Here is a 20,579-nt window from a genome sequence, read left to right as displayed (position 1 = left end):
TTACACATCGCTCGTCTAGGCCGAACGGGTCAGCGTGTCCCCGTCGTCCGTCGCGCCGACGGGCCCGAACAACGCGCAGATCTCCTCCACGACCTGGCGGTGCGCGGCGAGCGCCAGGTGTCCGACCCCGGGTAGCACCACGTTGCGCACCTCGAGGTCGGGATGCTCGAACCGGCCGTGCCGGCTGGGCAGGATCAGCTCGTCACCGTCGCTGGAGAACGTGACGAACTTCGTCGTGCAGTGGGGAGCCGGCCGGGTCAGTTCGGTCAGCAGGTCGCTGCCCGGGCGGAGCTGCCGGGCCAGCGGCATCGGCGACAGCAGCCACGCGGCGACCGTGCCGCCGTGCGGGGTGCCCACCGTCACGACCGTGCCGACGCGGTGGTGACCGCCGAGCCGCTGCACGTAGTACCGGGCGATCAGGCCGCCCAGGCTGTGGCCGACCAGGTCGAGCTTCGCGGCGCCGGTGACCTCGCACAGCTGCTCGACCTGCTCGGACAGGCGAGCCGCGGCGGAGCGGACGTCCCGCAGCAGGAGGCTGTAGCTGAACGAGACGATCGGCCCCGCGCCGCAGCGGTCCAGCGCGACCTTCAGGTTCGTGAAGATCGCGGTGTTGTCGGCCAGTCCGGGCAGGACCACGAGCGGGCGCACGTCGCCCGGCGGGGCGCTCCGGCGCGCGGGGTGGATCGCCCACCGGCGTCCGATACCGGCCGGGTACCGCACCGCGTGCGTCACCGCGCTCGCGATCTCACCCGCGACAGTTCTCAGCATCGTCATCGCGCACCTCCGCCTCGAGGTGTTCGTCCCCTTGTTGCGAGGTTAGCCGCGGGGACCGACATTTTCGTTTCGCCGCCCCGGTCTCGGTTGCGTTTCGGGCGGTCAGTGGAACAGGGCGAGCTTCCCGGCGGCCTCCCTCGCGGCGGCGAGCAGCTCGATCTGCGAGAACTGGGCCGCCACGGCCGTCCCGACGACCTGCTCGGGCGCCGACAGCGCGGGCCGCGGCCCCTGCCGCGCCAGCAGGCTGGACCCGATCAGTTGCGCGGCCTTGGTCAGCAGCAGGAACGCCGAGTCGGGCGAGGACTCGGCGAGCCGCTCGGCGGAGGAGACGTGCTCGGCCTCGAGGTCCAGGAACGGCTGCGAGTTCGCCGCGGGCCCGCCGACGTGGTCGAGTTGCCCCGCGCGCACGAGCCGGCGGACCGTGTCGTGGCCGCTGAGCCCGGAGGTCAGCGGCGCCTGCCGGGGCCGGACGGGGGCGATCTCGACGACCGGGTGCCCGGGCCGTCGCTTGAGCCGCTGCTCGGCGCGCCGCGCGGCGGTGTGCAGGGGCTGCCCGTCGATTGGCGCGCCGGGCTGGAGGGAGACCAGCGGTGTGTCCGCTTCTGCCGTCCGGTGGTCGACAACGACGGGAGGATGGTCGGCCTGCGCGCCGAAAACGGCGTGGCCGGTTGCCGGGAGCGGCCGAAGTGGGGCGGTGATCATGGCCGATGGCAAGGGGACCAGGCTCGGCCCGCTGACGTAGGCGAGGAAGCGCAGCGTCCGTCGGGGAGTCATGAACGGTGACCGCTCACGGGTTCTTCGTGGGAGGGCTACTCTGCGCCCAGAACTCCGCCGTCCGCGCCTGCGCACCTACAACCCTTACGCCACATCGAAAACCGCCGCCGACGACTGTGCGAAGCGTACGCGACGTCGTTCGGGTGTCAGCGCTTCTCGTGCGCCCGGCCGGACTCAAGCCATGGCTTCGCTGCGCTGTGCGGAAACGGGATTGGTCGCGATTCCGGAGGCGACCCGGATGAGCGTCTTGGCGACCTTCTTGGCGTCCTGCATCGAAAAGCGGGACGAAGGGCCACTGACGCTGATCGCGGCGGGCAGGTGCGTCCCGAGGAGCGGGGCGGCGACACATCGCCCGTCCGCCTCGTTCTCCCCGTTGTCGATCGCGTAGCCGTTGCGCCGGACGCCCGCCAGCTCGGTCATGAAGTCGCCGACCGAGGTGATGGTCGCGGACGTGCGGCCCGGCATGCCCGCGCGGTCGAGCAGCGTCCGGACCCGGTCTTCGGGAAGGTGCGCGGCGATGGCCTTCCCGAGTGCGGTCGAGTGCAGGGGGTCCCGGTCCCCACGGGAGGCCGCCAGCCGAACGCCGCGCCGGCTCTCGACGATCTCGATGTAGATGATGTGGTCACCGTCGAGCAGCCCGAGGTTCGCGGTCTCGCCGTACTCGTCCCGCAAGGCTTCGAGCGACGGACGCGCGCGCTCGCGCAGGATCTCGAGGTGACGGGACTGCATGCCGACGAAGCCGAGACCAAGCCGGAACAGGTTGTTGGTTTCGTCGCGCTCGACGTAGCGGTGGTGCTCGAGCGTCCAGAGGTAACGGAACGCCGAGGACTTCGGCAAACCGGTTGTCTGCGCGACCTCGTTCAACGTGATGCCGTCGACCGATTCCTGGAGCAGGTTGAGGATGAGGCAAACCCGCTCGACGGCTCGCACCGAGTAGTCGCGTTCGTCCCTGACCTCGTCGTCGGGCAGGTTCGTCCCGTCGGGTTCCTGCTTGCGCCGCCGGGCCATGACCGCTCCTCGTTTCGATCGGCAACTCGGTTGTTTCAGATCCTAGTACCGAGTACGAGCGCAGGTCAGGGGCCAGCAGTGGAGGCACCAGGTTCGAGAAGGCCCTCGCCGCGGGCGCAGGACGGTGAGCCGTATCGACGGCGGAATTTCCGGAGTAGACGGAGGAAACCGATGTAAGTGGGCGACCCCGTGCTGCGGTGGAACCGGGCCAGCGGTTCAGTTCTCGACCTGGCCGGGCCACCACTGCTCGAGCAGGTCCATGCGCGCGTCGACCAGTGCGGGGTTTCTCAGGTCGACCAGGTGGACTCCCCGCCAGCGGTGGAACCCGATGCTTTCCAGCATCGCGCCGGCGCGCAGGCTGGACAGCTCGGCGCTGATGCGGTCGGCGCCGGGGTGCGCGAAGTCCAGTGGGGACACCCGGCAGGCGGCCAGGCGCGCGTTGGGGGCCAGGATGCGCAGCGCGCCGGCGATCAGGGCGGCGCCGAGGCCGTGTCCGCGCCAGGGTTCGGTCAGTTCGATGCGACGCAGGATGACCATGCGCGGCGGGCCCTGGCTGATGCGGGCGTCGAGTTCGGGGTGGAGTTTGCCCTGGTCCGGGTCGATCACCGTTTCGGCGATGAACTCCAGCGCCCATTCGCCGAGCACGACGGAGTCCAGCAGGTTGCGTTCCTTGGTGAGGTCGGCGATGACGAGCGCGATGTTGCCGACGTGGCGGAGGTCTTCCGGGCACACGTCGAGATCGGACACGTCGGCGGAGGCGTCCCATTGTTCCGGCTGTTCGTCTTCGTCGTCGATCCGCCACCAGAATCGCCGGTGGGTGAGCGTGAGTTCGATCGACAGCGGGTTCGCGGGCAGATCAGGAACCACGACCACTCCTCAACACCTCGTGAAACGCGTTCATGAATCTCCCGATGGCGCTCGCCGGCGCTCCTCGTCCGCGATGAAGGTGCCCTTGGAGCGGATCGTGAAAACCAGGCCGCGCTCGCGCAGGATCTGGGTCGCGTGTCGCGCCGTGCCAAGGGATACGCCGTATTCCGCGGCGAGACGGCGCTCGGCCGGGAGTGGTGTGTTGGGCCGCAGCTCACCGGCCTCGATCCGGGCGGCCAGGTGCTCGGCCATCATCTCGTAGATGTAGCCCGGGGTTTCGCTGGGGTCGAACTCTGGGACGGACACGAGAGGAAGGTAGAACGGCGTTAAACGGCCCGGATTCCACGGTTGCTCCAAGATGCGCCTGTGCGCGGTATGACGGGGTTGACCACGGGTGCCGGACAGGGGCGCCCGGCGTAACGCTACCGGGTGAGGGAATGCGTGTTCGACGACGAATTCGCCGGTTGTTCACGGTGCTCGCCCAACGGATTAGCCGCAATGGAGGCACTTTTCTCAACGGGCTTGATCCGGCGCGCTCAACGCGTCACGGCCGCGCCCGCGCAGGACCTCGAACCGGTCGGTCCCGGGCCAGCTGTTGACCCAGCTCGACCCCGTCACGTCCTTCGCGCGTTTCTTGAGCGGCGCGAGCAGCCGCGACACCTCCCGGTAGGACTTCGCGGCCGTGCCGGCGCACACCACCGTCGCGAGCGAAACCGTGACCGGCAGGTGTTCGGCGGTCCACGGTGTGCCCAGCAGCGTGTCCGCGACGATCGGGATCTCGTCGATGTCGCAGGCGATCAGGAAGTCGTCCCCGCCGACGTGGCTCACCGTGACGCTGCGCAGCTTCGCCGCCAGGTCCGTCAGCGCCCGCCCCAGCGAGCGGATCAGCTCGTCGCCCGCGGCGAACCCGGCCGTGTCGTTGACGCGTTTGAACGAGTCGACGTCCAGCCACGCCACCACCAGCGGACGCCCGGCGGCGATGCGGCGGTCCACCTCGCGCGCGACCGTGTCGCTGCCCGGCAGGCGGGTCAGCGGGTTCAGCGCGGCCGCCTCCTCGATCTTCGCCTCGGCCACGCCGTGCACGATCTCGGTCACGAACACCACGCCCAGGCACCGGCCGTCCTCGGCGACCACGATGATGTCGTCGCCGCGGCGGGTCAGGTCGGCGTCGGCGACCAGGTCGAGCAGTTCCAGCGCGCCGGCGCCGCTGCGGATCGTGCGGGGCGGGTCGGCCAGCCGGGCGGCCGGCTTGTTCGCGTGCAGCGCGTGGCCGAACGGCCCGGTCAGATCGAGCAGGAACCGCGCGCGGTCGATGGACCAGCGCGGCCGCCCGGCGTCGTCCACACCGACGACGCCGCTGGGCGCGTCGTGGTCGAGCAGCACCCGGCGCACGTCGTCGCAGGTCGCGTCGTCGGACAGGACGGTCGCGGGGTGCAGGAAGTCGTCCACGCGCGGGGCGGTCGTGGGGGTCAGGGGGACCGGCAGGGCCGGCGCCGGCGGCGCGGTGACGAGGCCGGACGGCATGACGCCGGTGCGGGCCGGGGAGAAGAGGTTGCCCTGCACGATCCGCACGCCGAGGTGCCGCACAGTGGCCAGTTGCTGCTCGTCCTCGATGCCGGTGGCGGCCAGCCGGACGCCCGTGCGCGAGGTGAAGTGCACCAGTGACTCCACGAGCGCCACCGTCGCGGCCTCACCGGGCAGGCGGCGCAGCGTCGTGCGGTCCAGCTTGACCAGGTCGACCTGCGCCTCGGCCAGCAGGTTGAGCGGCAGGTCGCCGCTGCCCAGCCCGTCGAACGCGAGTCGGAACCCCAGCTCGCCGAACCGGTGCAGCCCGGCCAGCAGGGCTTTGGGAGACACCCCGTGGAACGGCGCGCCGACCTCGAGCACGATCTCGCGGGGCCGCCGCCCGGTGCGCCCGAGCGAGTCCAGCAGCGGGTCTAGCACCAGGTGGGGAGCCGCGGCGGTCAGCGCGCACAGGTTCAGGTGGAGCGGCAGCAGGCTCTCGTGGGCCGACTCGGCGAGCACCGCCTGCGCGGCGAGACCGGCGTCGACGTCGACCAGGCGGCCGCGGCGGTGCGCGGCGCGCAGCAGTTCCCGGACGGGCCCGCCGGGAGGCCGGGCCAGCGCTTCGACACCGATGACACCGCCGGTGCGCAGGCTGTAGAGGGGTTGAAAAGCGAAGCCGACGTGATCCTCCGCTACTTCCACCCGGAAATCCTCGCGCGGGCGGGGCCAACGAGGACAGACCGGGCGCTGATTGTGTCCCAGCTCACCCGGCCGGCCCACCGTGGCGCGAACTGGCCCCTACCGTCGCGGCCCGCGGTGGTCACAGGCTTGTCTCGAATGTTCGCCGACGTCCGGGAGGACCGCCCGTGCCGCCGTTCATGGAGCCGTTTCGCATCAAGTCCGTCGAGCCCATCCCGTTCCCCACCGCCGGGGAGCGCCGCGACGCGCTCGTCGCGGCGGGGTGGAACCTGTTCCGCGTGCCGGCCGGCGCGATCACGATCGACCTGCTCACCGACTCCGGGACCGCGGCGATGTCGGCCGCGCAGTGGTCGGCGCTCATGCGGGGCGACGAGTCCTACGCGGGCGCGCGCTCGTTCGACCGGTTCGAGTCCGTGGTGCGCGACCTGACCGGCTACCCGGAGGTGCTGCCGGTCCACCAGGGACGTGCGGCGGAGCGGATCGTACTCGGCCTGCTGCTGCGACCCGGCGACATCTCGGTGAGCAACACGCACTTCGACAGCACCCGGGCGAGCGTCGAGGCCGCCGGTGCGCAGGCCGTCGACCTGCCGGTGCCGATCGCGCGGGGCGAGCCGGCCCCGTTCGGCGGCGACATCGACCTCGACCGCCTGCGCGACCTGCTGCGGCGCTCGGCCGACCGGGTGCGCTGCGTCGTGCTGACCATCACCAACAACGCGGGCGGCGGCCAGCCCGTGTCGGTGCGCAACGTGAAGGCCACCCGCCAGTTGTGTGACGAGCACGGCGTTCTGCTGTACCTGGACGCTTCGCGGTTCGCCGAGAACGCCTACCTCGTCACCGAACGCGAGGAGGGCTACCAGGGCCGCACGCCCCGCGAGGTGGCCCGGGTGGTCTTCGACCTGGCGGACGGCTGCTGGGCCAGCCTCAAGAAGGACGGCATGGCCAACATCGGCGGGCTCATCGCGCTGCGCGACGCCGGCCTCGCGCGCCGGGCCCGCGAGCAGCTGATCGCGTTCGAGGGCTTCCCGACCTACGGCGGGCTCGCCGGGCGCGACCTGGAGGCGCTGGCGCAGGGGCTGCTGGAGGTCATCGAGCCGGACTACCTGCGCTACCGCGCCGAATGCGCGCGCTGGTTCGGCGAACAGCTCGGCCTGGCCGGGTTGCCCGTGCTCCAGCCCACCGGCTGCCACGCCGTCTACGTCGACGCCGGGGAAATGCTGTCGCACATCCCGCCGCACGAGCTGCCGGCCACGGCGTTCGGCAACGCCCTCTACCTCGCCGGCGGGGTGCGGGTGACCGAGCTGGGCACGCTCGTGTTCGGCCGCCGGGACCCCGACGGCGGCCCGGACGTGCCCGCCCCGCGCGAGCTGGTGCGGTTCACCCTGCCCCGGCGCGTGTACACGCTGAGTCACCTTGAGTACGTCGTCGACGTGGCGGAGACGGTCAGCTCGAAGGCCGGCCGGCTTACTGGGTACCGCATCGTGGAACAGGCAGGTGCGCTGCGTCAGTTCACCGCGGTCCTGCGACCGGCCGCGTGACGAGGGGAAACGCCTCTGAGGGGTGGCCCTGCGCGCGCCGTGCAAATTGCACTTGGCAAATTAGCCCGTTCGTCGGTAGCCATTGAACAGCAAACAACGGACAGTGGTGCAGTGGACGGTTCTCCCCTTGGACGTCAGCCGGGGCCAGACCACCCGCGGAAGTGGTCGGCAGGCGCTCCTGGCCGGGCTGGTCGGCGGCGCGGTGTCGGACGCCGGCCCACGGCGTCTCGGATCGCCCAAGGCGACGTTGCACAGACGATCTGGACGTTCACCCGAAATGTGAAGGGGCCCCTCGTGCGTGATGCGGACAAAACAGTGCTCCGAACGGAGCGTGCCGGAGGGACGGCGCTCGTGGTTTCCGGGTCATGAGCGGGGAGGCTGCGGTGGTGGCCCGCGACTCGACGCCGATCGGCCGGCTGATCCGGTCGGCGCGGCACGAGCGCGGGCTCACCCAGTACCAGCTGGCGGACGCGCTCGTCCTGGTCTCGGGCAACGAAAGCCTGGGCCGTGGCGAGGTGTCCCGCTGGGAACGGGGCAAGCGCGTGCCCGGCCCGTACTGGCAGAGCCACCTGAGCCGGGTCCTCCAGCTGCCCCCGGACCAGCTGCGGGCCGCCGCGCGCGCGTCGAAACAACTCCGCTGGCACCAGTGAAAGACAACGCCCGAATTTCGGTTCCCGCTTCTGCCATTCTGTGCAGAGATCACGACGCACCGGTGCGCCGATGGTCGCCGGCGGTGCCGGGGTTGCTGGTGGAGGCGCTGACCGCCCACGGGGTGTACGACCTGCACACGACCGACAGCGAGTTCAACCTCGTCATCGCGCACAGCAAGAACGTGCTGCGCGAGATCATCAGGCGCAAGGACACCGACCACTCCACGCCGTTGCACAACCTGAAGCTGTGGATCTACGCCCAGCCCACGCCGTTCGACGACGAGTTGCTCGACCTGCTGGTGGGTGCCGGCTGCGCGGGCATCAACCTCGCGCCCGACCACGTGCGCGACGACGTGCTCGACGGCTGGAAGGTCTCCGGCGGCGGCCGCCGGTTCTACACCTTCGACGACGTGCGCGAGCTGTGCGCCAAGATCGCGAAGGTCGAGCTGCCGGTGATGGTCGAGGTCCTCCTGGGCATGCCGGGCGAGACGGCGGTGACGATGACCGAGGCCGTCAAGCGCACCCTGGACCTGCGGGTCGCGGTGGCGGGCTACAGCCTCGGCATCCGCGCGTTCCCGTACTCGCCGCTGGGCATCCGCCTGGCCGAGGCGTGCGGCGGGCGCCGGACGCTGCCCGGGCTGCAGTCGGACTCGGCGACTGAGCCGATCGTGCTCAAGCCGCGCGCCGCGTGCGAGAGCATCGTCGAGTACGAGCGCCAGTTCGCCTTCGACGCGGCCGGGCGGTTCCGGCCGGTGTACTACCTGTCGCCGGACCTGCCCGAGGACCCGAAGACCATCGCCTCACCCAACGGCCGCTGGGTGAACAGCGTGCAGATGCTGTGGGACCTGGTGCCAGCGTCGGAGTACCACCGCGTGATGCTGCCCACGCTGCCGGGCATCACGGAAAACGACAACAACTACGCCGACAACCCGTTCCTGCTCCGGCTGATCGAGCTCGGCTACACGGGCGCGTTCTGGTCGCACTGGCCGCGGCGGCGCGAGATCCTGCAGGGGGCCGCCTGACCAGGAACTATTTCGATCCGAATACGAGGTCTTGTCCCGCCGCGACGGTTACGTAGACTTTGCCGCGGCGAGAGAACGCCCCGGATCCCGCTGCACCGGCCGGGTCTCCTCAGCGTCGAGGAACCCGCCGGTGCAGCCGCCCCGGTTTCCCCTCAGCAGGCCTTCTTCGCGTGCAGCACCGCGGTCAGCGCGTCGGTCACCCGGTCCGCCGGCAGCGTCCCGTCCGCCGTCGCCTTCTCCAGCGCGTCGAGCACCGTCGAAACCTGGCCACCGGAGGACCACAACGCCTGGTCCGCGCCGGACTGCAGGGCCTTCACCACGGCCTGCGGGAGCGGGTAGCGCTGGGTGACGGCCTTCATCGCGCCCAGGTCGTCGGTCAGGACCGGTCCGGTGAAGCCGAACTCGCCGCGCAGCAGCTGGTAGGCCGCGGGCGACAGCGACGCGGGGTCGCCGCCGGTCAGGCCCGGCACGTCGAGGTGGCCGACCATCACCGAAACGTCGCCGAACCCGGCGAGGTCCCGGTACGGCACCAGGTCGTTCTTGCGCAGTTCGGACAGCGGCGGCGTGGTGACCTCGCCCTTGTGCGAGTCGCCGGTCGCGTGGCCGTGGCCGGGGAAGTGCTTGAGGACCGGCTTGATACCGCTGTCCTCGAGGCCCGCTGCGAAGGCCTGGGCGTAGCGACGGGCCTTGTCCGGGTCGGCGCTGAACGAGCGGTCGCCGATGACCTCGTCCGCGTCCGCGTCGGTGAGGTCCAGGACGGGGGCGTAGTCGACGGTCACCCCGCGCGCGGCCATCGCCCGGCCGCGTTCCCGGGCGAGGTCGCGGACCTGGCCGGTGGTCATGGTCGCGGCCATCTGACGGGCGCTGGGGATCGAACCGTCGAGGTCGTCGATGCGCTGGACCCGGCCGCCCTCGTCGTCGACCGCGACGGACACCGGCAGCCGCGCGGCGTTCTGGACCTGGGCCAGTGCGTTGTTCTTCAGCAGGGCGGTCGCGTTGCCGCCGAGGAAGACGCCGCCGAGCTGTTCGGAGCCCACGAGCTGGGCCGCGGACCGCGGGTCGGACGCGTCCACCCCGACGACGACGAGCTGGGCGAGCCGCTGCCGCGGGGTGAGTTCGCCGATCACGGTGGCGCACGCGTCCGGGCCCTGCGCCGAGGCGATCTTGGGTGGCGGCGGTGCGGTCGGCGCGGCGGCCGGTGGCTGTTGCCCGGTCTTGTCGCCGCTCGCGTAGACGACAACCGCGGCGAGCAGGGCCCCGGCGGCCAGGACGAGCAGCATGCGCCGGGTCAGGGGCGCGGACGGCCTCATCGGCTTTCGGTGTTCCTTCCGGGCGGGATGGGTTCGCGGCCACGGTAACCCAGCGGGGAGGGGGCCAAACCAGGTCATCGCTGGACCGGGTGAGGTGGTTCACGGCTGGGTACCCCGGAAGCATGCGATTCCCGCACGAGCGGCCTCGCACCCGCGAGGAGTACCAGCGGGGCCTGCCGGACTACCACGACCCGACCGCCGGCTTCGGCGGGGCGGCGCCCACCTACAGCGCGCTGACCTTGCGGATCTGGCTCGCCGCGATCGGGATCGTCCTCGCCCTCGGCGCCGGTGCGCTGTACGCCACGGCCGGCATGTGGTGGGTGACGGTCCTGATGTGCCTGGTGGCAGTGGGGCTGGTGGTCGACCTGGCGTGGGTCGTCCACCGCAAGCGCCGCGGCGAACCCGGTTGACGACCACCCGCCCCGGGTAAACGGGTGGCATGAGGCGGCGACACGAGTACCGCGACCGCCGCGAGGCGGGCGCGCAGCTGGGTGAGCTGCTGCGCGGGCACGAATGGCGCGATCCGCTCGTGCTGGGACTGGCGCGCGGCGGCGTTGTCGTCGCCCGTGCGGTCGCCGATGCGCTGGACGCGCCGCTCGACGTCGCGGTCGCCCGGAAGATCGGGGCGCCCGGCCAGCCGGAGTTCGGCGTCGGCGCCGTCACACCGGACGGCCCGCCCTACTACGACGAGCACTCGCTGTCCGCGCTCGGCCTGCGGCCCGAGCAGCTGGACCGGATCTGCCGCGCCGAACGCGCCGAGGCCCGCCGCCGCGCGGTCGTCTACCAGCGGGGGCGTGCGCCGCAACCGCGGGCCGGGCGGGACGTGCTGGTCGTCGACGACGGGCTGGCCACCGGTGTCACCGCGCGGGCCGCGCTGCGGGCGCTGCGCCGGGACCGCCCGCACAGCCTGGTGTTCGCGGCGCCGGTGTGCGCGCCGGAGGCCGCGGCGGCGTTGAAGAGCGACGCCGAGGAGGTGGTGTGCTTGCTGGCGCCGCACGGGTTCCGCTCGGTGGGTCAGTGGTACGCCGACTTCCGCCAGGTCGAAGACGACGAGGTCATCGAGTTGCTGGAGGGGGCATGACCGTTCCGCTCACCGTCGACCCCGGCCTCGAGGGCGACCTGACGGTCCCGGCGGACGCGATCGGGATGATCGTGTTCGCCCACGGTTCGGGCAGTTCCCGGCACAGCGCGCGCAACATCGCGGTCGCCCGCGAACTGCAGGACAACCGGTTCGGCACGCTGTTGTTCGACCTGCTCAGCCCGGACGAGGACGGCGGCGGCCGGCGGTTCGACATCGACCTGCTCGCCGAGCGCCTGCGTGCGGCGATCGCGGAACTCGGCAACCACGGTCGCGCGGGCGAGTTGCCGCTGGGCCTGTTCGGCGCGAGCACCGGTGCGGCGGCGGCCCTGCGAACCGCGGCCGCGGAAGGGGAGCGCGTGAAAGCGGTCGTCTCCCGCGGCGGCCGGCCCGACCTGGCGGGCGACGCGCTGAGCCGGGTGACCAGCCCGACGCTGCTGATCGTCGGCGCCCGGGACGAAGAGGTGGTGCGCCTCAACGAAACCGCGGCTCGCGAACTGGCCGGGCCGCACCGCCTGGAGGTCGTCCCCCACGCGACGCACCTGTTCGAAGAGCCGGGCGCCCTGGAGACCGTCGCCCAGCTGGCCGCCGCCTGGTTCAGCGACCACGTGCCGTGAGGCCGTGGACGCCTCGCTCGACCACGCGGCGGCGACGCCAGGTTCCTGCTCCAGGGCCCGGCGGCCCACTCCTTACGGCTTGCGGGCCACCGCGGCGAGGATGCGCGACTTCGACGGCGCGTCGGCGAACAGGGCGTGCTCGTCGGTGTGCCATTCGGGCGCGAAGACCAGCCCCGGCTCGACCAGCTCGAAGTCGCCGTAGAACTTCAGGAACTCCTCGCGCGAGCGGTACTGACCGGGATTCGTCGTGGTCTCGTAGTAGGCCTTGAGGTCGTCCAGCGCGCGGCGCTCCTCGTCGTCGGCCGGGTTCTCGTCGGTCAGCTGGCACATGATCAGCATCGACCCGGGCGCGAGCTGGTCGCGGTAGAAGTCGAGCGCCGGCTGCGGCTGCTGCTCGTCCTTGATGAAGTGCAGCACCGCGTTGATGACCAGCGCGATCGGCTCGTCGAAGTCGATCACCCCGGCCTGCGCGACCCGCTCCCACAGGTCGATCGGCTCCAGCAGGTCACCGGCGATCGCCTTGTGGCGTTCGGGGTCGGCGGTGTCGGCGAGCAGCAGCTGCGAGTGCGCCAGCGCGATCGGCTCGTTGTCGATGTAGACGACCCTGGTGTCGTGCTCCGGACGGGCCTCGTCGGCGACCTCGTGCACGTTGCCCGCGGTGGGCAGGCCCGACCCGATGTCCACGTACTGCCGGATGCCCGCCTTGGACGCGTACCGCACGGCGCGGCCGAGGAACTGGCGGCAGGCGACCGCGGAGTCGGGGATCAGCGGGAGCCGGGCGCGGACCTTGTCGCCGAAGGCGCGGTCGATCGCGTAGTTGTGGTTCCCGCCGATGAAGTAGTCGTACACGCGAGCCGCGGACGGCCGGTCGAGGCTTCCCTCGACGGCCCGCAGCACCTCGTCATCTGCCGCCATGATCAGAGTCTGCCACAACGCGGGAAACGTTCACCGAAGACCGACGAAATCGCCCAATTGCCCCGCCGTGTAGGCGAAATAGGCGTCCGCCGGGTCCGCGGTGTTGGCGTACTGGCCGAACAGTTCGAAGCTGATGGCCCCGAACAGGTGAGTCCAGGCGGTCATGAGCCGGACGAGGTCCTCCTCCGCGAGCCCGGTGTCCAGCGCGACCTGGACCTTGCGCGCCTGTTCCGCCAGTTCCGCGGGCAGCGGCCGCGCGGGCAGCGCGGGTGCGAGGTCGGCGGCCTCCAGGACACGGACCAGGGCCTGCGCCACGCGACCGGCGGGGGTGATCGTGTCCTGCGGCGCCTGGTAGCCGGGCACCGGGGAGCCGTAGATCAGCGAATACTCGTGCGGGTTCCGCTTCGCCCAGTCGCGGGTGCCGGCCCAGATGCGGGTCCACCGTTCGCGGGGCTCGGCGGACGGGTCGTCGGCGCGCTCCGCCGCCTCGCCGATCTCGTTGTAGGCGTCGATGATCAGCTCGGTGAGCAGGTGGTCGCGGCTGGGGAAGTAGCGGTAGAGCGCGGAGGACACCATGCCGAGCTCCCGCGCGACGGCGCGCAGCGACAACCCGTGCGGCCCGACCTCGCCGAGCTGGCGGCGTGCCTCGTCCTTGATCTCGCGGGTCAGTTCGGCGCGGGCCCGTTCACGCGCGGTCCTGCTGGCTGGCATGTGCGACAGTGTGCCACCTCGGAGATCGGCGCACAAATTCGAGAGCAGCGCTCTTGGCAGCCTGGTCGTGTAGGTGTTCACTGCTCTTAAGCGAGAGCGCCGCTCTCGAAAGCCGGAGGAGACACCGTGAACCGCTACATCAAGCCGGGCAAGGGCGACGGGTTCTTCAACGTCGCGGTGCAGTTCCTGACCAGGATGGGCGTGAGCCTGGCCGGCAGCCGGGTGCTGCTCGTACGGGGCCGCAAGACGGGGGAGATCCGGTCCACGCCGGTCAACCTCCTCACCATCGACGGGCAGCGCTACCTCGTCGCACCGCGGGGGCAGACGCAGTGGGTGCGCAACCTGCGCGCGGCGGGCGAGGGGCAGCTGCGCGTCGGACGCCGGACGGTGACGTTCCGGCCGGTCGAGCTGGCCGACGAGGACAAGCCGGTGATCCTGCGGACCTACCTCAAGCGGTGGAAGTGGGAGGTCGGCCGCTTCTTCGAAGGTGTGGACCACACCTCGCCGGACTCGGTCCTGCGGGACGTCGCGCCCGGTTTCCCGGTCTTCCGGATCACCGAAACCGCGTGAGGTGTTGTTCCTCGGCTCGGTCGCGATTTCTCAGTGACCGCCCCCGTGGGAAGCACCCCGGTGAACGTGGAAACGCCCCACCTCGGGTGGGTGCACGACGAACGGCCGCATCATGCCTTCGTCCTCGTGGTCGAGGATGTGGCAGTGGTACATGAACTCGCCGGTCGCGCCGGTGAAGTGCCCGGCCACCGTGATCCACTCGCCCGCGGCGACCTGGAACGTGTCCTTCCAGCCCTCCTCGTACTTCTCCAGAGACTTGCCTTCGCCCGGCACCGGGAGCGGCGCGGCGGTGCCACCGGCCGCCGAGTCGAAGCCGGTCACGGTGCCGGCCTGGTCGAGCGGGAACTGCCGCCGCGTCAGGAGTTGCAGCTCCGCCAGGTGGATGTGCATCGGGTGGGTGGGCCCGCCCAGGTGGACGAAGTTCCTGATCGCCCACCGGTCGTGGCCGATGAAGAACGTCGGCGTGTCGTCGAAGAGGTTCGCGACCATCCGGAACGTCCGCACCGCCCCGCCGGCCGGGTCGGTGAGTTGCACGAACCCGTGCGCTGGGAACCGCGCGGGCACCTCGGCCGGATCGGTGACCTCCTGCAGTTCCCACAACTGCGGGTGCGCATCGCCCGCGGTGCCGGGCGGGACGAGCGCCACGAACACGTGGTCGTGGTCCTCGGGCACCGTCGTGCCGTGCTGCAGCCGGACGTACGACCCGGACACCACCGGCGGCAGCGCGAACGCGTCGTGCCGGTCGCGTTCCTCCACCCGGAACTGCATCGTTCCTCCACCCGGAACTGCATGATGTCCGGCTCGGTGCGGTCGGCGAGCGTGTTCCGCAGGGTCAGGTTCTGCCCCCGGTACCGGCTGAAGTCGATCAGCACGTCCGCCCGCTCGGCCGGTGCGAGCACCAGCCCGCCCGCGGGCAGCGGGGCCGGCGCGGGCAGCAAGCCGCCGTCGGTGCCGATGATGCGCACCCCGTCGTGGTCGGCCACCCCGGTCTCGTCGACCAGCGTGAGCCGGTAGAACCGCGAACTCGACGCGTTGAGCACGCGGAACCGGTACCAGCGCGCGTCGACCTCGATGTGCGGCCAGATCACCCCGTTGACCAGGTTGAACGGTCCGGTGAACGGGATCGGCACGGCCGGCCCGGCCGGTCCGGCCGGGGTGATGAACGGGATCTTGAACAGCAGCTGCCCGGTCAGCGCGCCGGTCACCGGGTCGGTGTCGAGGTTGCGGTCGGTCAGGACCAGCGGGATCTCGCGGTCGCCCGCGGGCAGGCCGAGCGCGTCCTCCTCCGCGTCGCGGATCAGGTACATCCCGGCCAGCCCGGCGAAGACGTTGAACCGCGTCACCGCCATCGCGTGGTCGTGGTACCAGAGCGTGGCGGACTGCTGGCCGTTCGGGTACTCGGCGAGCTGGGAAGCGCCGCGCAGCACGGCGTTGTGCGCCCAGCCGTCGTTGCCGCCGCCGGTGCGCGCGCCGTGCAGGTGCACGACCGTCCACGCGGGAAGGACGGACACCCCGTCGATGATTTCCGTACCCGCCTGCGGCGTGCCGTCCAGGTTGCGGTAGCCCGGGGTGCGCGCCGGGGCGTTGATGTCGGCGAGCTCCGCCCGCTGCTGGACGGCGATCACCGGGATGGTGCCGTCGATCCGGTTGTTCCAGTTCACGCGCAGCCGGCGGCCGCTGCGCACCTCGATCGTCGGACCGGGGAACTGGCCTTCGTAGGCCCACACCTCGGTTTCCGGCAACTGGCTGTGCAGCCGCACGCGGGCGCGGGTCTTCGCGATGGTGATTTCGTCCTGGTGCCACCACGAGTGCGGCCGGATCAGCGGCGGCACCCGCAGCGGGTCGGCGAACTTGCTGAGGCCGAAGTGCGGCCCGGTGGCGGTTACCGCTGATCGCGCGATGACGTCGGTCATGAAGTCTTTCCCCCAGAAAGCCCCCGGTTTCGGCCGGAGAACCCGGCCCTTACCGACTCAGAGCGCCCGGTTTCCCGCCGGATACACGCGTCCGCGGGTTTGCCGGGACGACGACCGTGACCGCGCGGGCGATCGTGACCAGCAGGCCGATGTCCGCGGCGAGCGCGAGACGCTGGCTCAGCCCGACCGGCAGCACACCGGGCATCAGGTAGCTGACGCCGAACAGCAGCACCCCGCCGAGCGACAGCAGTGTCAGGCGCACGATCGCCGGGTGCGTGCGCAGCCGCTCGGGCAGCGTCCAGCCCAGCGCGGCCAGGCTCAGGAACGCGACGGTGCAGGCGTATTCGTGGATCTGCCCGCTCACCGGGTTGAACCGTTCGGGGTAGCTGGCGGGGAACAGCGCGGCCGCGACCAGGCCCGACGACCACGCCCAGAACAAGATGTGCGTTGCCGGGCCGAGCCGGTGCCCGGCCGCGCGCAGCGCCCCGAGCAGGGCGGCCGACCCGGCGGCGATCGCGATCATGCCCGCGCCGAGCAGGCCGACGCCCCCGTCGGAGAGCGCGTAGCTGGACAGCGTGTCCCACACCGGGTTCCGCCCGCTGACGACGTGCAGGATGAAGACGGTGAACAGTCCCCAGCCGATCGCGACGTGCGCCGCGAGCAGCCAGGGCCGGGCTCTGTCGCCCGGCGTGGCTCCGGAAATCCCCATGACAGGAGCCTTCCGCGACGGGGGCCGCGGAAGATCCGGAGAAGTCCCCGATCTTTCCCCTAGGGTCGGCCGCGCCGGTCAGCGGAACGAGACCAGCACCATCGCCTGGTCGTCGTGGCGCTTGACCCTCGGCCACCGCCGCGCACCGGGATCGCTGTCCTCCGCCGCGCGCACCGCGTCGAGCACCGCGTCCACGCCCTTCGCGCGGGCCAGCTGCAGCGCTTCGGTCCAGGTGAACAGGCCGTAGTCGTCCACACCGCAGGAAACGCCGTCGGTGGCGAGGATGACGGCCCCCAGCGCGGCGCGTGGCCAGCTGCGGATGATCGCGTGGTCGGCGGCGGCGGGATCGGCTTCGGCGACCCAGAACCCGTCGGCGTGGTTGCGCAGCGCCCGCACCGCTTCCCGCGTGCGCAGCTTTCCCGCGCGGCGCAGGGTGACCAGCCGCGAGTCCGCGAGCAGGTCGACCGTCTGTCCGAACGCGACGATCGGACTGTCCGCCAGCACCAGGGAATCCACCCGGTCCGCGGTCCAGCGCAGGATCGCGACGGTGCTCGACGGTGACCGTCCCGGCTGCAGGCCTTCGGCGTCCGCGACTCCGGCGATCGCCCGCCGCAGCACCGTGCGCAGGTCGTCGTCCCCGGTCAGCTCGCGCGCGAGCCGGGCCGCCAGCCGTTCCGCGTACCAGCCGCCGGAGGGCAGCGCCGGATCGAGCGAAGTCGCCCCGTCGAGCACCGCGACGGCGTGGTCGAGCACGACGACGTGGTCCTCGGTGGGGCGCGGCTGCCCGTCGAGGCCGACGCCGGGCCGTTCCGCCACCTGGATTTCCAGCACGCCCCGACTCTAACCGTCAACCAAGGTTGACACGCGGGAGCTGTCAACGTAGGTTGACATCATGACCAAGGCAACCGATCTGGCCGCCCGTGCCGGCGACCGCGATCCCCGGGTCGGCCTGCGCGCGGTGGCCGCGCTGCGGCGGCTGCTCGAGCAGCTCGAAGCCGTCCAGGTGCGCAGCGCGCGCAACCACGGCTGGTCGTGGCAGGAGATCGCGGCTGAGCTGGGCGTGAGCAGGCAGGCCGTCCACAAGAAGTACGGGAGGCAGTGATGTTCGAGAAGTTCACCCAGGACGCGCGGGAGGTGGTCGTCGAGGCCCAGCACGACGCCATCCGCCTCGACTCGCCGCGGATCGACCCGCTGCACCTGCTGGTGGCGCTGCTGCACTTCCCGGACAGCAAGGCCGCCCGCCTGCTGACGGGGTTCGGGGTCGCGCTCGACGACGTCGCCGCGGAGACCGCGCGGGTGCGCCGCCGGGGCGGGATCAGCGCGGCCGACGCCGAGGCGCTCGGGGAGTTCGGCATCGACGTCGACGCGATCCTCGACCGCGTCGAGCAGGTCCACGGCCCGAACGCGCTCGCGGGCGGGACGGGTGGTGGCAAGCGCCGGCACATCCCGTTCGCCGACGAGTCGAAGAGGGTGCTGCAGGTGTGCCTGAAGGAGGTGATTTCGTTGGGCGGCAAGGAACTGGGCAGCGAACACATCCTGCTCGCGCTGACCGCGCTGCGCGGACCCGCCGCCGACGTGCTCGCCCGGTTCGACGTGGACGCGCGGCGGGTCCGGCAGGCGCTAACGTGATCGACGCCAGGCGACGTGGGGGAGGAGGGCCTGGGTGAGGGGCCCGATCGCCACCGCGTAGATCACCGTGCCCGCGCCGACGGTCCCGCCGAGGAACCAGCCCGCCACCAGCACGGTGAGTTCGATCGCGGTACGCACAACCCGGACTGACCACGTGTTGCGGGCGGCCAACCCGGTCATCAGGCCGTCCCGCGGACCCGGGCCGAGCCGGGCGCCGACGTAGGACGCCGTCGCCACCGCGTTCAGCGCGACGCCGCCGAGCATCAGGGTGAGCCGCCAGCCGAGCGCGTGCTGCTCGGGCAGGACGGCCCGGACAAGGTCGACGGTCACCGAGACGACCAGCACGTTGAGCACGGTGCCGACGCCGGGCCGCTGCCGGATCGGGATCCACAGCAGCAGCACGCCCACCGAGGCGATGGCGACCACCGTGCCGAAACTGAGCCCGGTCCACCGGGCCAGGCCCTCGTGCAGGACGTCCCACGGGGCGAGGCCGAGCCCGGCGCGCGTCATCATCGCCATGCTCGCGCCGTAGAGGGCGAGGCCGGCCAGCAACTGGGTGAGCCGGCGCGCGGGGCGGATCGCCACACTTACCGGCTGGAGATCGATTGCGGTCACGGGCACCAGCTTGCGGGGGATTGGCCTGGCTTACCAGAGCCAATCGTGAATAATTGGCTTTCATGGATGCGATCGGCCGGATCTCGGCGCGCAGGTTGGCCCTCGTACTCGGCTCTTGGCGGCGTGGTGGCTCTCGTCAGGGGGCGGCGGACCTGGCCGCGGCGATCGAACTCGCCGTGCTGGACGGGCAGCTGCCCATCGGGACCCGGCTGCCGTCGGAACGCGAGCTCGCCGACGCGGTGGGCGCCAGCCGCACGCTGGTCGCAGCCGCGCTGGACCGCCTGCGCGAAGGTGGACTGGTCGCGAGCCGTCGCGGCGCCGGCTCGTGGATCACCTCGCCGGGCGGCCGGCCGCTCGATGCCGCACCGCCCGCCGGCCCGCAGGCGATCGACCTGGCCCGCGCGGCGTCGCCGGCCATCCCGGGCCTGATGGCGGCGGTCGACCGGGCGCGGCTGCTCCTGGTCGACGAGCTCGGCGGGCACGGCTACACCGGACGGGGCCTCCTGGTGCTGCGCGAGCGCCTGGCCCGCCGGTACACGGCCCGGGGCCTGCCCACGTCGCCCGAGCAGATCATGATCACCAACGGTGCGCACCACGCGTTCGTCCTCGCGCTGCGGATGCTGACCCACCCCGGCGACCGCGTGCTCGTCGAACAGCCCACGTACCCCAACGCCCTCGAGGCGATCCGCGCCGCGCACACGGCGCCGGTCCCCGTCGCGCTCGGCGAGCACGGGTGGGATCTCGCCGGCGTCGAGGCGGCGGTGCGTCAAACGGCTCCACGATTGGCGTACTTCGTCGTGGACTTCCACAACCCCACCGGGCGACAGCTCGACGACGCCGGCCGGGAGCGGCTGGGCGCGGTCCTGGCCCGCACGCAAACGTTTGCCGTCGTCGACGAAACGTTCGTCGAGCTGGACCTCGAGGGCGATCCACTGGACGGTCCGCATCCACTGGGCGCATTCGCCGGGAACTGGGTGATCACCGTCGGCACGGCGTCCAAATCGCACTGGGGCGGGCTGCGGATCGGCTGGATCCGGGCCTCGGAGGACCTGCTGACGCGCCTGTCGTCCGCGCGGTTCGGCTCGGACCTGGGCTCGCCGGTGTTCGAACAGCTCGTGCTGGCCGAGCTGCTGGACGCTCCGGGTGACGCGCTCGCGCACCGCCGCGCGAACCTGCACGACCTGCGGGACGTGCTGGCCGGGGAGGTGCGCCGGGAGCTGCCGGACTGGCGGTTCGACCTCCCCCGCGGCGGGTCGTCCCTGTGGTGCCGCCTGCCGGAACCGATGAGCACCCGGCTCGCGGTCGCGGCGGTCAACCACGGCGTGCAGGTGGTGCCGGGGTCGCGATTCAGCGCACAGGGCGGGCTGGAGCGCTGGCTGCGGCTGCCGTTCGCCCAGCCCGCGGAGCAACTGCGCGAGGCGGTCGGCCGGCTCGCGCTGGCGGCCGCGTCGGTGCGCAGCGCCCCGGCCGACGATCTCCCGGTGGCGTGAAAACAGCCGATGCACCGGACGCCTGCCTGCCGCTCCAGGGAGGAACAACGGCGAAGACGTCCGGCGCACCGGCTGTGAGCACCCGCCCCGGATCGCTCCGGGCCGGGCTTCCGCGGTGATCCGCCGGCACCGCCCCTCGACGTGCCGGCGGATCACCGCGGCTAGGCGCGCATTCGGGCTTCCGCTC

Annotated in this window: 24 protein-coding genes; 10 read left to right on the top strand and 14 right to left on the bottom strand. The window is 71.8% G+C overall.

Features of this window, described 5'->3' with window-relative positions:
* Nucleotides 1–15: 15 nt before the first annotated feature.
* From FB470_RS09070 to FB470_RS09045, 6 genes are all read right to left on the bottom strand, one after another.
* Nucleotides 16–768, bottom strand: coding sequence for a lipase family alpha/beta hydrolase (locus FB470_RS09070; RefSeq protein WP_306990374.1), 753 nt, complete (start codon nucleotides 766–768; stop codon nucleotides 16–18).
* A gap of 108 nt (nucleotides 769–876) precedes the next feature.
* Nucleotides 877–1,548 (bottom strand): hypothetical protein, encoded by a 672-nt coding sequence (locus tag FB470_RS09065; RefSeq protein WP_306990372.1) that lies wholly within the window; start codon nucleotides 1,546–1,548, stop codon nucleotides 877–879.
* A gap of 174 nt (nucleotides 1,549–1,722) precedes the next feature.
* Complete coding sequence (locus FB470_RS09060) at nucleotides 1,723–2,556, bottom strand: IclR family transcriptional regulator (RefSeq protein WP_306990370.1); 834 nt, start codon at nucleotides 2,554–2,556, stop codon at nucleotides 1,723–1,725.
* 216 nt (nucleotides 2,557–2,772) lie between these two features.
* Nucleotides 2,773–3,423 (bottom strand): hypothetical protein, encoded by a 651-nt coding sequence (locus tag FB470_RS09055; protein ID WP_306990368.1) that lies wholly within the window; start codon nucleotides 3,421–3,423, stop codon nucleotides 2,773–2,775.
* A 30-nt stretch (nucleotides 3,424–3,453) separates the two neighbouring features.
* Entirely contained in the window at nucleotides 3,454–3,729 is a 276-nt protein-coding gene (locus tag FB470_RS09050) for a winged helix-turn-helix domain-containing protein (protein ID WP_306990367.1), read from the bottom strand.
* Nucleotides 3,730–3,936: 207 nt separating this feature from the next.
* Nucleotides 3,937–5,631: a GGDEF domain-containing protein gene (locus FB470_RS09045; protein ID WP_306990366.1), complete on the bottom strand. Its 1,695-nt coding sequence runs from the start codon at nucleotides 5,629–5,631 to the stop codon at nucleotides 3,937–3,939.
* Nucleotides 5,632–5,795: 164 nt separating this feature from the next.
* Between FB470_RS09045 and FB470_RS09040 the strand changes: the two genes are divergently transcribed.
* From FB470_RS09040 to tsrT, 3 genes are all read left to right on the top strand, one after another.
* Nucleotides 5,796–7,163 carry a tryptophanase gene (locus FB470_RS09040; RefSeq protein WP_306990365.1) on the top strand — a complete coding sequence of 456 codons (1,368 nt, stop codon included), beginning with the start codon at nucleotides 5,796–5,798 and terminating at the stop codon, nucleotides 7,161–7,163.
* Nucleotides 7,164–7,528: 365 nt separating this feature from the next.
* Nucleotides 7,529–7,813, top strand: coding sequence for a helix-turn-helix domain-containing protein (locus FB470_RS09035; RefSeq protein ID WP_306990363.1), 285 nt, complete (start codon nucleotides 7,529–7,531; stop codon nucleotides 7,811–7,813).
* 83 nt (nucleotides 7,814–7,896) lie between these two features.
* Nucleotides 7,897–8,835, top strand: coding sequence for a tryptophan 2-C-methyltransferase (tsrT, locus tag FB470_RS09030; protein ID WP_306990361.1), 939 nt, complete (start codon nucleotides 7,897–7,899; stop codon nucleotides 8,833–8,835).
* Nucleotides 8,836–8,987: 152 nt separating this feature from the next.
* Here the strand turns inward: tsrT and FB470_RS09025 are convergent, their stop codons facing one another.
* Complete coding sequence (locus tag FB470_RS09025) at nucleotides 8,988–10,145, bottom strand: glycoside hydrolase family 3 N-terminal domain-containing protein (RefSeq protein WP_306990359.1); 1,158 nt, start codon at nucleotides 10,143–10,145, stop codon at nucleotides 8,988–8,990.
* A gap of 122 nt (nucleotides 10,146–10,267) precedes the next feature.
* Between FB470_RS09025 and FB470_RS09020 the strand changes: the two genes are divergently transcribed.
* From FB470_RS09020 to FB470_RS09010, 3 genes are read left to right on the top strand one after another with little or no spacing between them, the layout of a single operon-like run.
* Nucleotides 10,268–10,555 carry a DUF6343 family protein gene (locus FB470_RS09020; protein ID WP_306990358.1) on the top strand — a complete coding sequence of 96 codons (288 nt, stop codon included), beginning with the start codon at nucleotides 10,268–10,270 and terminating at the stop codon, nucleotides 10,553–10,555.
* A 29-nt stretch (nucleotides 10,556–10,584) separates the two neighbouring features.
* The gene (locus tag FB470_RS09015; RefSeq protein ID WP_306990356.1) at nucleotides 10,585–11,226 is read left to right on the top strand and encodes a phosphoribosyltransferase; all 642 of its coding nucleotides are present in this window, start codon (nucleotides 10,585–10,587) and stop codon (nucleotides 11,224–11,226) included.
* Complete coding sequence (locus FB470_RS09010) at nucleotides 11,223–11,840, top strand: dienelactone hydrolase family protein (RefSeq protein ID WP_306990354.1); 618 nt, start codon at nucleotides 11,223–11,225, stop codon at nucleotides 11,838–11,840. Before FB470_RS09015 ends, FB470_RS09010 begins: the two co-directional genes overlap by 4 nt.
* Nucleotides 11,841–11,912: 72 nt before the next feature.
* On the opposite strand, the gene FB470_RS09005 is transcribed toward FB470_RS09010, so the two are convergent.
* Together FB470_RS09005 and FB470_RS09000 are read right to left on the bottom strand one after the other, a co-directional pair.
* Nucleotides 11,913–12,755 carry an SAM-dependent methyltransferase gene (locus FB470_RS09005; protein ID WP_306990353.1) on the bottom strand — a complete coding sequence of 281 codons (843 nt, stop codon included), beginning with the start codon at nucleotides 12,753–12,755 and terminating at the stop codon, nucleotides 11,913–11,915.
* Between the two features lie 30 nt (nucleotides 12,756–12,785).
* The gene (locus FB470_RS09000) at nucleotides 12,786–13,466 is read right to left on the bottom strand and encodes a TetR/AcrR family transcriptional regulator (protein WP_306990352.1); all 681 of its coding nucleotides are present in this window, start codon (nucleotides 13,464–13,466) and stop codon (nucleotides 12,786–12,788) included.
* A gap of 126 nt (nucleotides 13,467–13,592) precedes the next feature.
* Between FB470_RS09000 and FB470_RS08995 the strand changes: the two genes are divergently transcribed.
* Nucleotides 13,593–14,036 carry a nitroreductase family deazaflavin-dependent oxidoreductase gene (locus FB470_RS08995; RefSeq protein ID WP_306990350.1) on the top strand — a complete coding sequence of 148 codons (444 nt, stop codon included), beginning with the start codon at nucleotides 13,593–13,595 and terminating at the stop codon, nucleotides 14,034–14,036.
* Between the two features lie 30 nt (nucleotides 14,037–14,066).
* On the opposite strand, the gene FB470_RS08990 is transcribed toward FB470_RS08995, so the two are convergent.
* The 4 genes from FB470_RS08990 to FB470_RS08975 all read right to left on the bottom strand — a co-directional run bounded on the left by FB470_RS08990 (nucleotide 14,067) and on the right by FB470_RS08975 (nucleotide 17,489).
* Nucleotides 14,067–14,465: a multicopper oxidase domain-containing protein gene (locus tag FB470_RS08990; protein WP_306999144.1), complete on the bottom strand. Its 399-nt coding sequence runs from the start codon at nucleotides 14,463–14,465 to the stop codon at nucleotides 14,067–14,069.
* Nucleotides 14,393–15,949, bottom strand: a complete 1,557-nt coding sequence (locus FB470_RS08985; RefSeq protein ID WP_306990349.1) for a multicopper oxidase family protein — start codon at nucleotides 15,947–15,949, stop codon at nucleotides 14,393–14,395. Before FB470_RS08985 ends, FB470_RS08990 begins: the two co-directional genes overlap by 73 nt.
* 49 nt (nucleotides 15,950–15,998) lie before the next feature.
* The gene (locus FB470_RS08980) at nucleotides 15,999–16,658 is read right to left on the bottom strand and encodes a DUF998 domain-containing protein (RefSeq protein WP_306990347.1); all 660 of its coding nucleotides are present in this window, start codon (nucleotides 16,656–16,658) and stop codon (nucleotides 15,999–16,001) included.
* 78 nt (nucleotides 16,659–16,736) lie between these two features.
* A complete protein-coding gene (locus FB470_RS08975) occupies nucleotides 16,737–17,489 on the bottom strand; it encodes a protein phosphatase 2C domain-containing protein (RefSeq protein ID WP_306990345.1) in 753 nt (250 codons plus the stop codon).
* Between the two features lie 61 nt (nucleotides 17,490–17,550).
* On the opposite strand from FB470_RS08975, the gene FB470_RS08970 reads away from it, so the two are divergent.
* Together FB470_RS08970 and FB470_RS08965 are read left to right on the top strand one after the other, a co-directional pair.
* Nucleotides 17,551–17,760 carry a helix-turn-helix domain-containing protein gene (locus FB470_RS08970; RefSeq protein ID WP_306990343.1) on the top strand — a complete coding sequence of 70 codons (210 nt, stop codon included), beginning with the start codon at nucleotides 17,551–17,553 and terminating at the stop codon, nucleotides 17,758–17,760.
* A complete protein-coding gene (locus FB470_RS08965; RefSeq protein ID WP_306990341.1) occupies nucleotides 17,760–18,287 on the top strand; it encodes a Clp protease N-terminal domain-containing protein in 528 nt (175 codons plus the stop codon). The genes FB470_RS08970 and FB470_RS08965 overlap by 1 nt, the downstream gene beginning before the upstream one ends.
* Here the strand turns inward: FB470_RS08965 and yczE are convergent.
* The gene (gene yczE / locus FB470_RS08960) at nucleotides 18,279–18,902 is read right to left on the bottom strand and encodes a membrane protein YczE (RefSeq protein ID WP_306990339.1); all 624 of its coding nucleotides are present in this window, start codon (nucleotides 18,900–18,902) and stop codon (nucleotides 18,279–18,281) included. The genes FB470_RS08965 and yczE overlap by 9 nt on opposite strands.
* A 62-nt stretch (nucleotides 18,903–18,964) precedes the next feature.
* Here yczE and yczR point away from each other — a divergent pair, with 62 nt between their 5' ends.
* The gene (gene yczR / locus FB470_RS08955) at nucleotides 18,965–20,392 is read left to right on the top strand and encodes a MocR-like transcription factor YczR (protein ID WP_306990337.1); all 1,428 of its coding nucleotides are present in this window, start codon (nucleotides 18,965–18,967) and stop codon (nucleotides 20,390–20,392) included.
* Nucleotides 20,393–20,579: the final 187 nt, after the last annotated feature.

Source organism: Amycolatopsis thermophila, from assembly GCF_030814215.1.
GTDB lineage: Bacteria > Actinomycetota > Actinomycetes > Mycobacteriales > Pseudonocardiaceae > Amycolatopsis_E > Amycolatopsis_E thermophila.
This window is presented reverse-complemented; position numbering and strand designations above follow the sequence as displayed.

Coding starts and splice junctions, on each gene's coding strand:
- FB470_RS08970 (WP_306990343.1), top strand. CDS start 17,551: ATGACCAAGGCAACCGATCTGGCCGCCCGTGCCGGCGACCGCGATCCC.
- FB470_RS09035 (WP_306990363.1), top strand. CDS start 7,529: ATGAGCGGGGAGGCTGCGGTGGTGGCCCGCGACTCGACGCCGATCGGC.
- FB470_RS09070 (WP_306990374.1), bottom strand. CDS start 768: ATGCTGAGAACTGTCGCGGGTGAGATCGCGAGCGCGGTGACGCACGCG.
- FB470_RS08980 (WP_306990347.1), bottom strand. CDS start 16,658: ATGGGGATTTCCGGAGCCACGCCGGGCGACAGAGCCCGGCCCTGGCTG.
- FB470_RS08965 (WP_306990341.1), top strand. CDS start 17,760: ATGTTCGAGAAGTTCACCCAGGACGCGCGGGAGGTGGTCGTCGAGGCC.
- yczR (WP_306990337.1), top strand. CDS start 18,965: ATGGATGCGATCGGCCGGATCTCGGCGCGCAGGTTGGCCCTCGTACTC.
- FB470_RS09005 (WP_306990353.1), bottom strand. CDS start 12,755: ATGGCGGCAGATGACGAGGTGCTGCGGGCCGTCGAGGGAAGCCTCGAC.
- FB470_RS09025 (WP_306990359.1), bottom strand. CDS start 10,145: ATGAGGCCGTCCGCGCCCCTGACCCGGCGCATGCTGCTCGTCCTGGCC.
- FB470_RS08985 (WP_306990349.1), bottom strand. CDS start 15,949: ATGACCGACGTCATCGCGCGATCAGCGGTAACCGCCACCGGGCCGCAC.
- FB470_RS09010 (WP_306990354.1), top strand. CDS start 11,223: ATGACCGTTCCGCTCACCGTCGACCCCGGCCTCGAGGGCGACCTGACG.
- FB470_RS09020 (WP_306990358.1), top strand. CDS start 10,268: ATGCGATTCCCGCACGAGCGGCCTCGCACCCGCGAGGAGTACCAGCGG.
- FB470_RS09060 (WP_306990370.1), bottom strand. CDS start 2,556: ATGGCCCGGCGGCGCAAGCAGGAACCCGACGGGACGAACCTGCCCGAC.
- FB470_RS09000 (WP_306990352.1), bottom strand. CDS start 13,466: ATGCCAGCCAGCAGGACCGCGCGTGAACGGGCCCGCGCCGAACTGACC.
- FB470_RS09065 (WP_306990372.1), bottom strand. CDS start 1,548: ATGACTCCCCGACGGACGCTGCGCTTCCTCGCCTACGTCAGCGGGCCG.
- FB470_RS09015 (WP_306990356.1), top strand. CDS start 10,585: ATGAGGCGGCGACACGAGTACCGCGACCGCCGCGAGGCGGGCGCGCAG.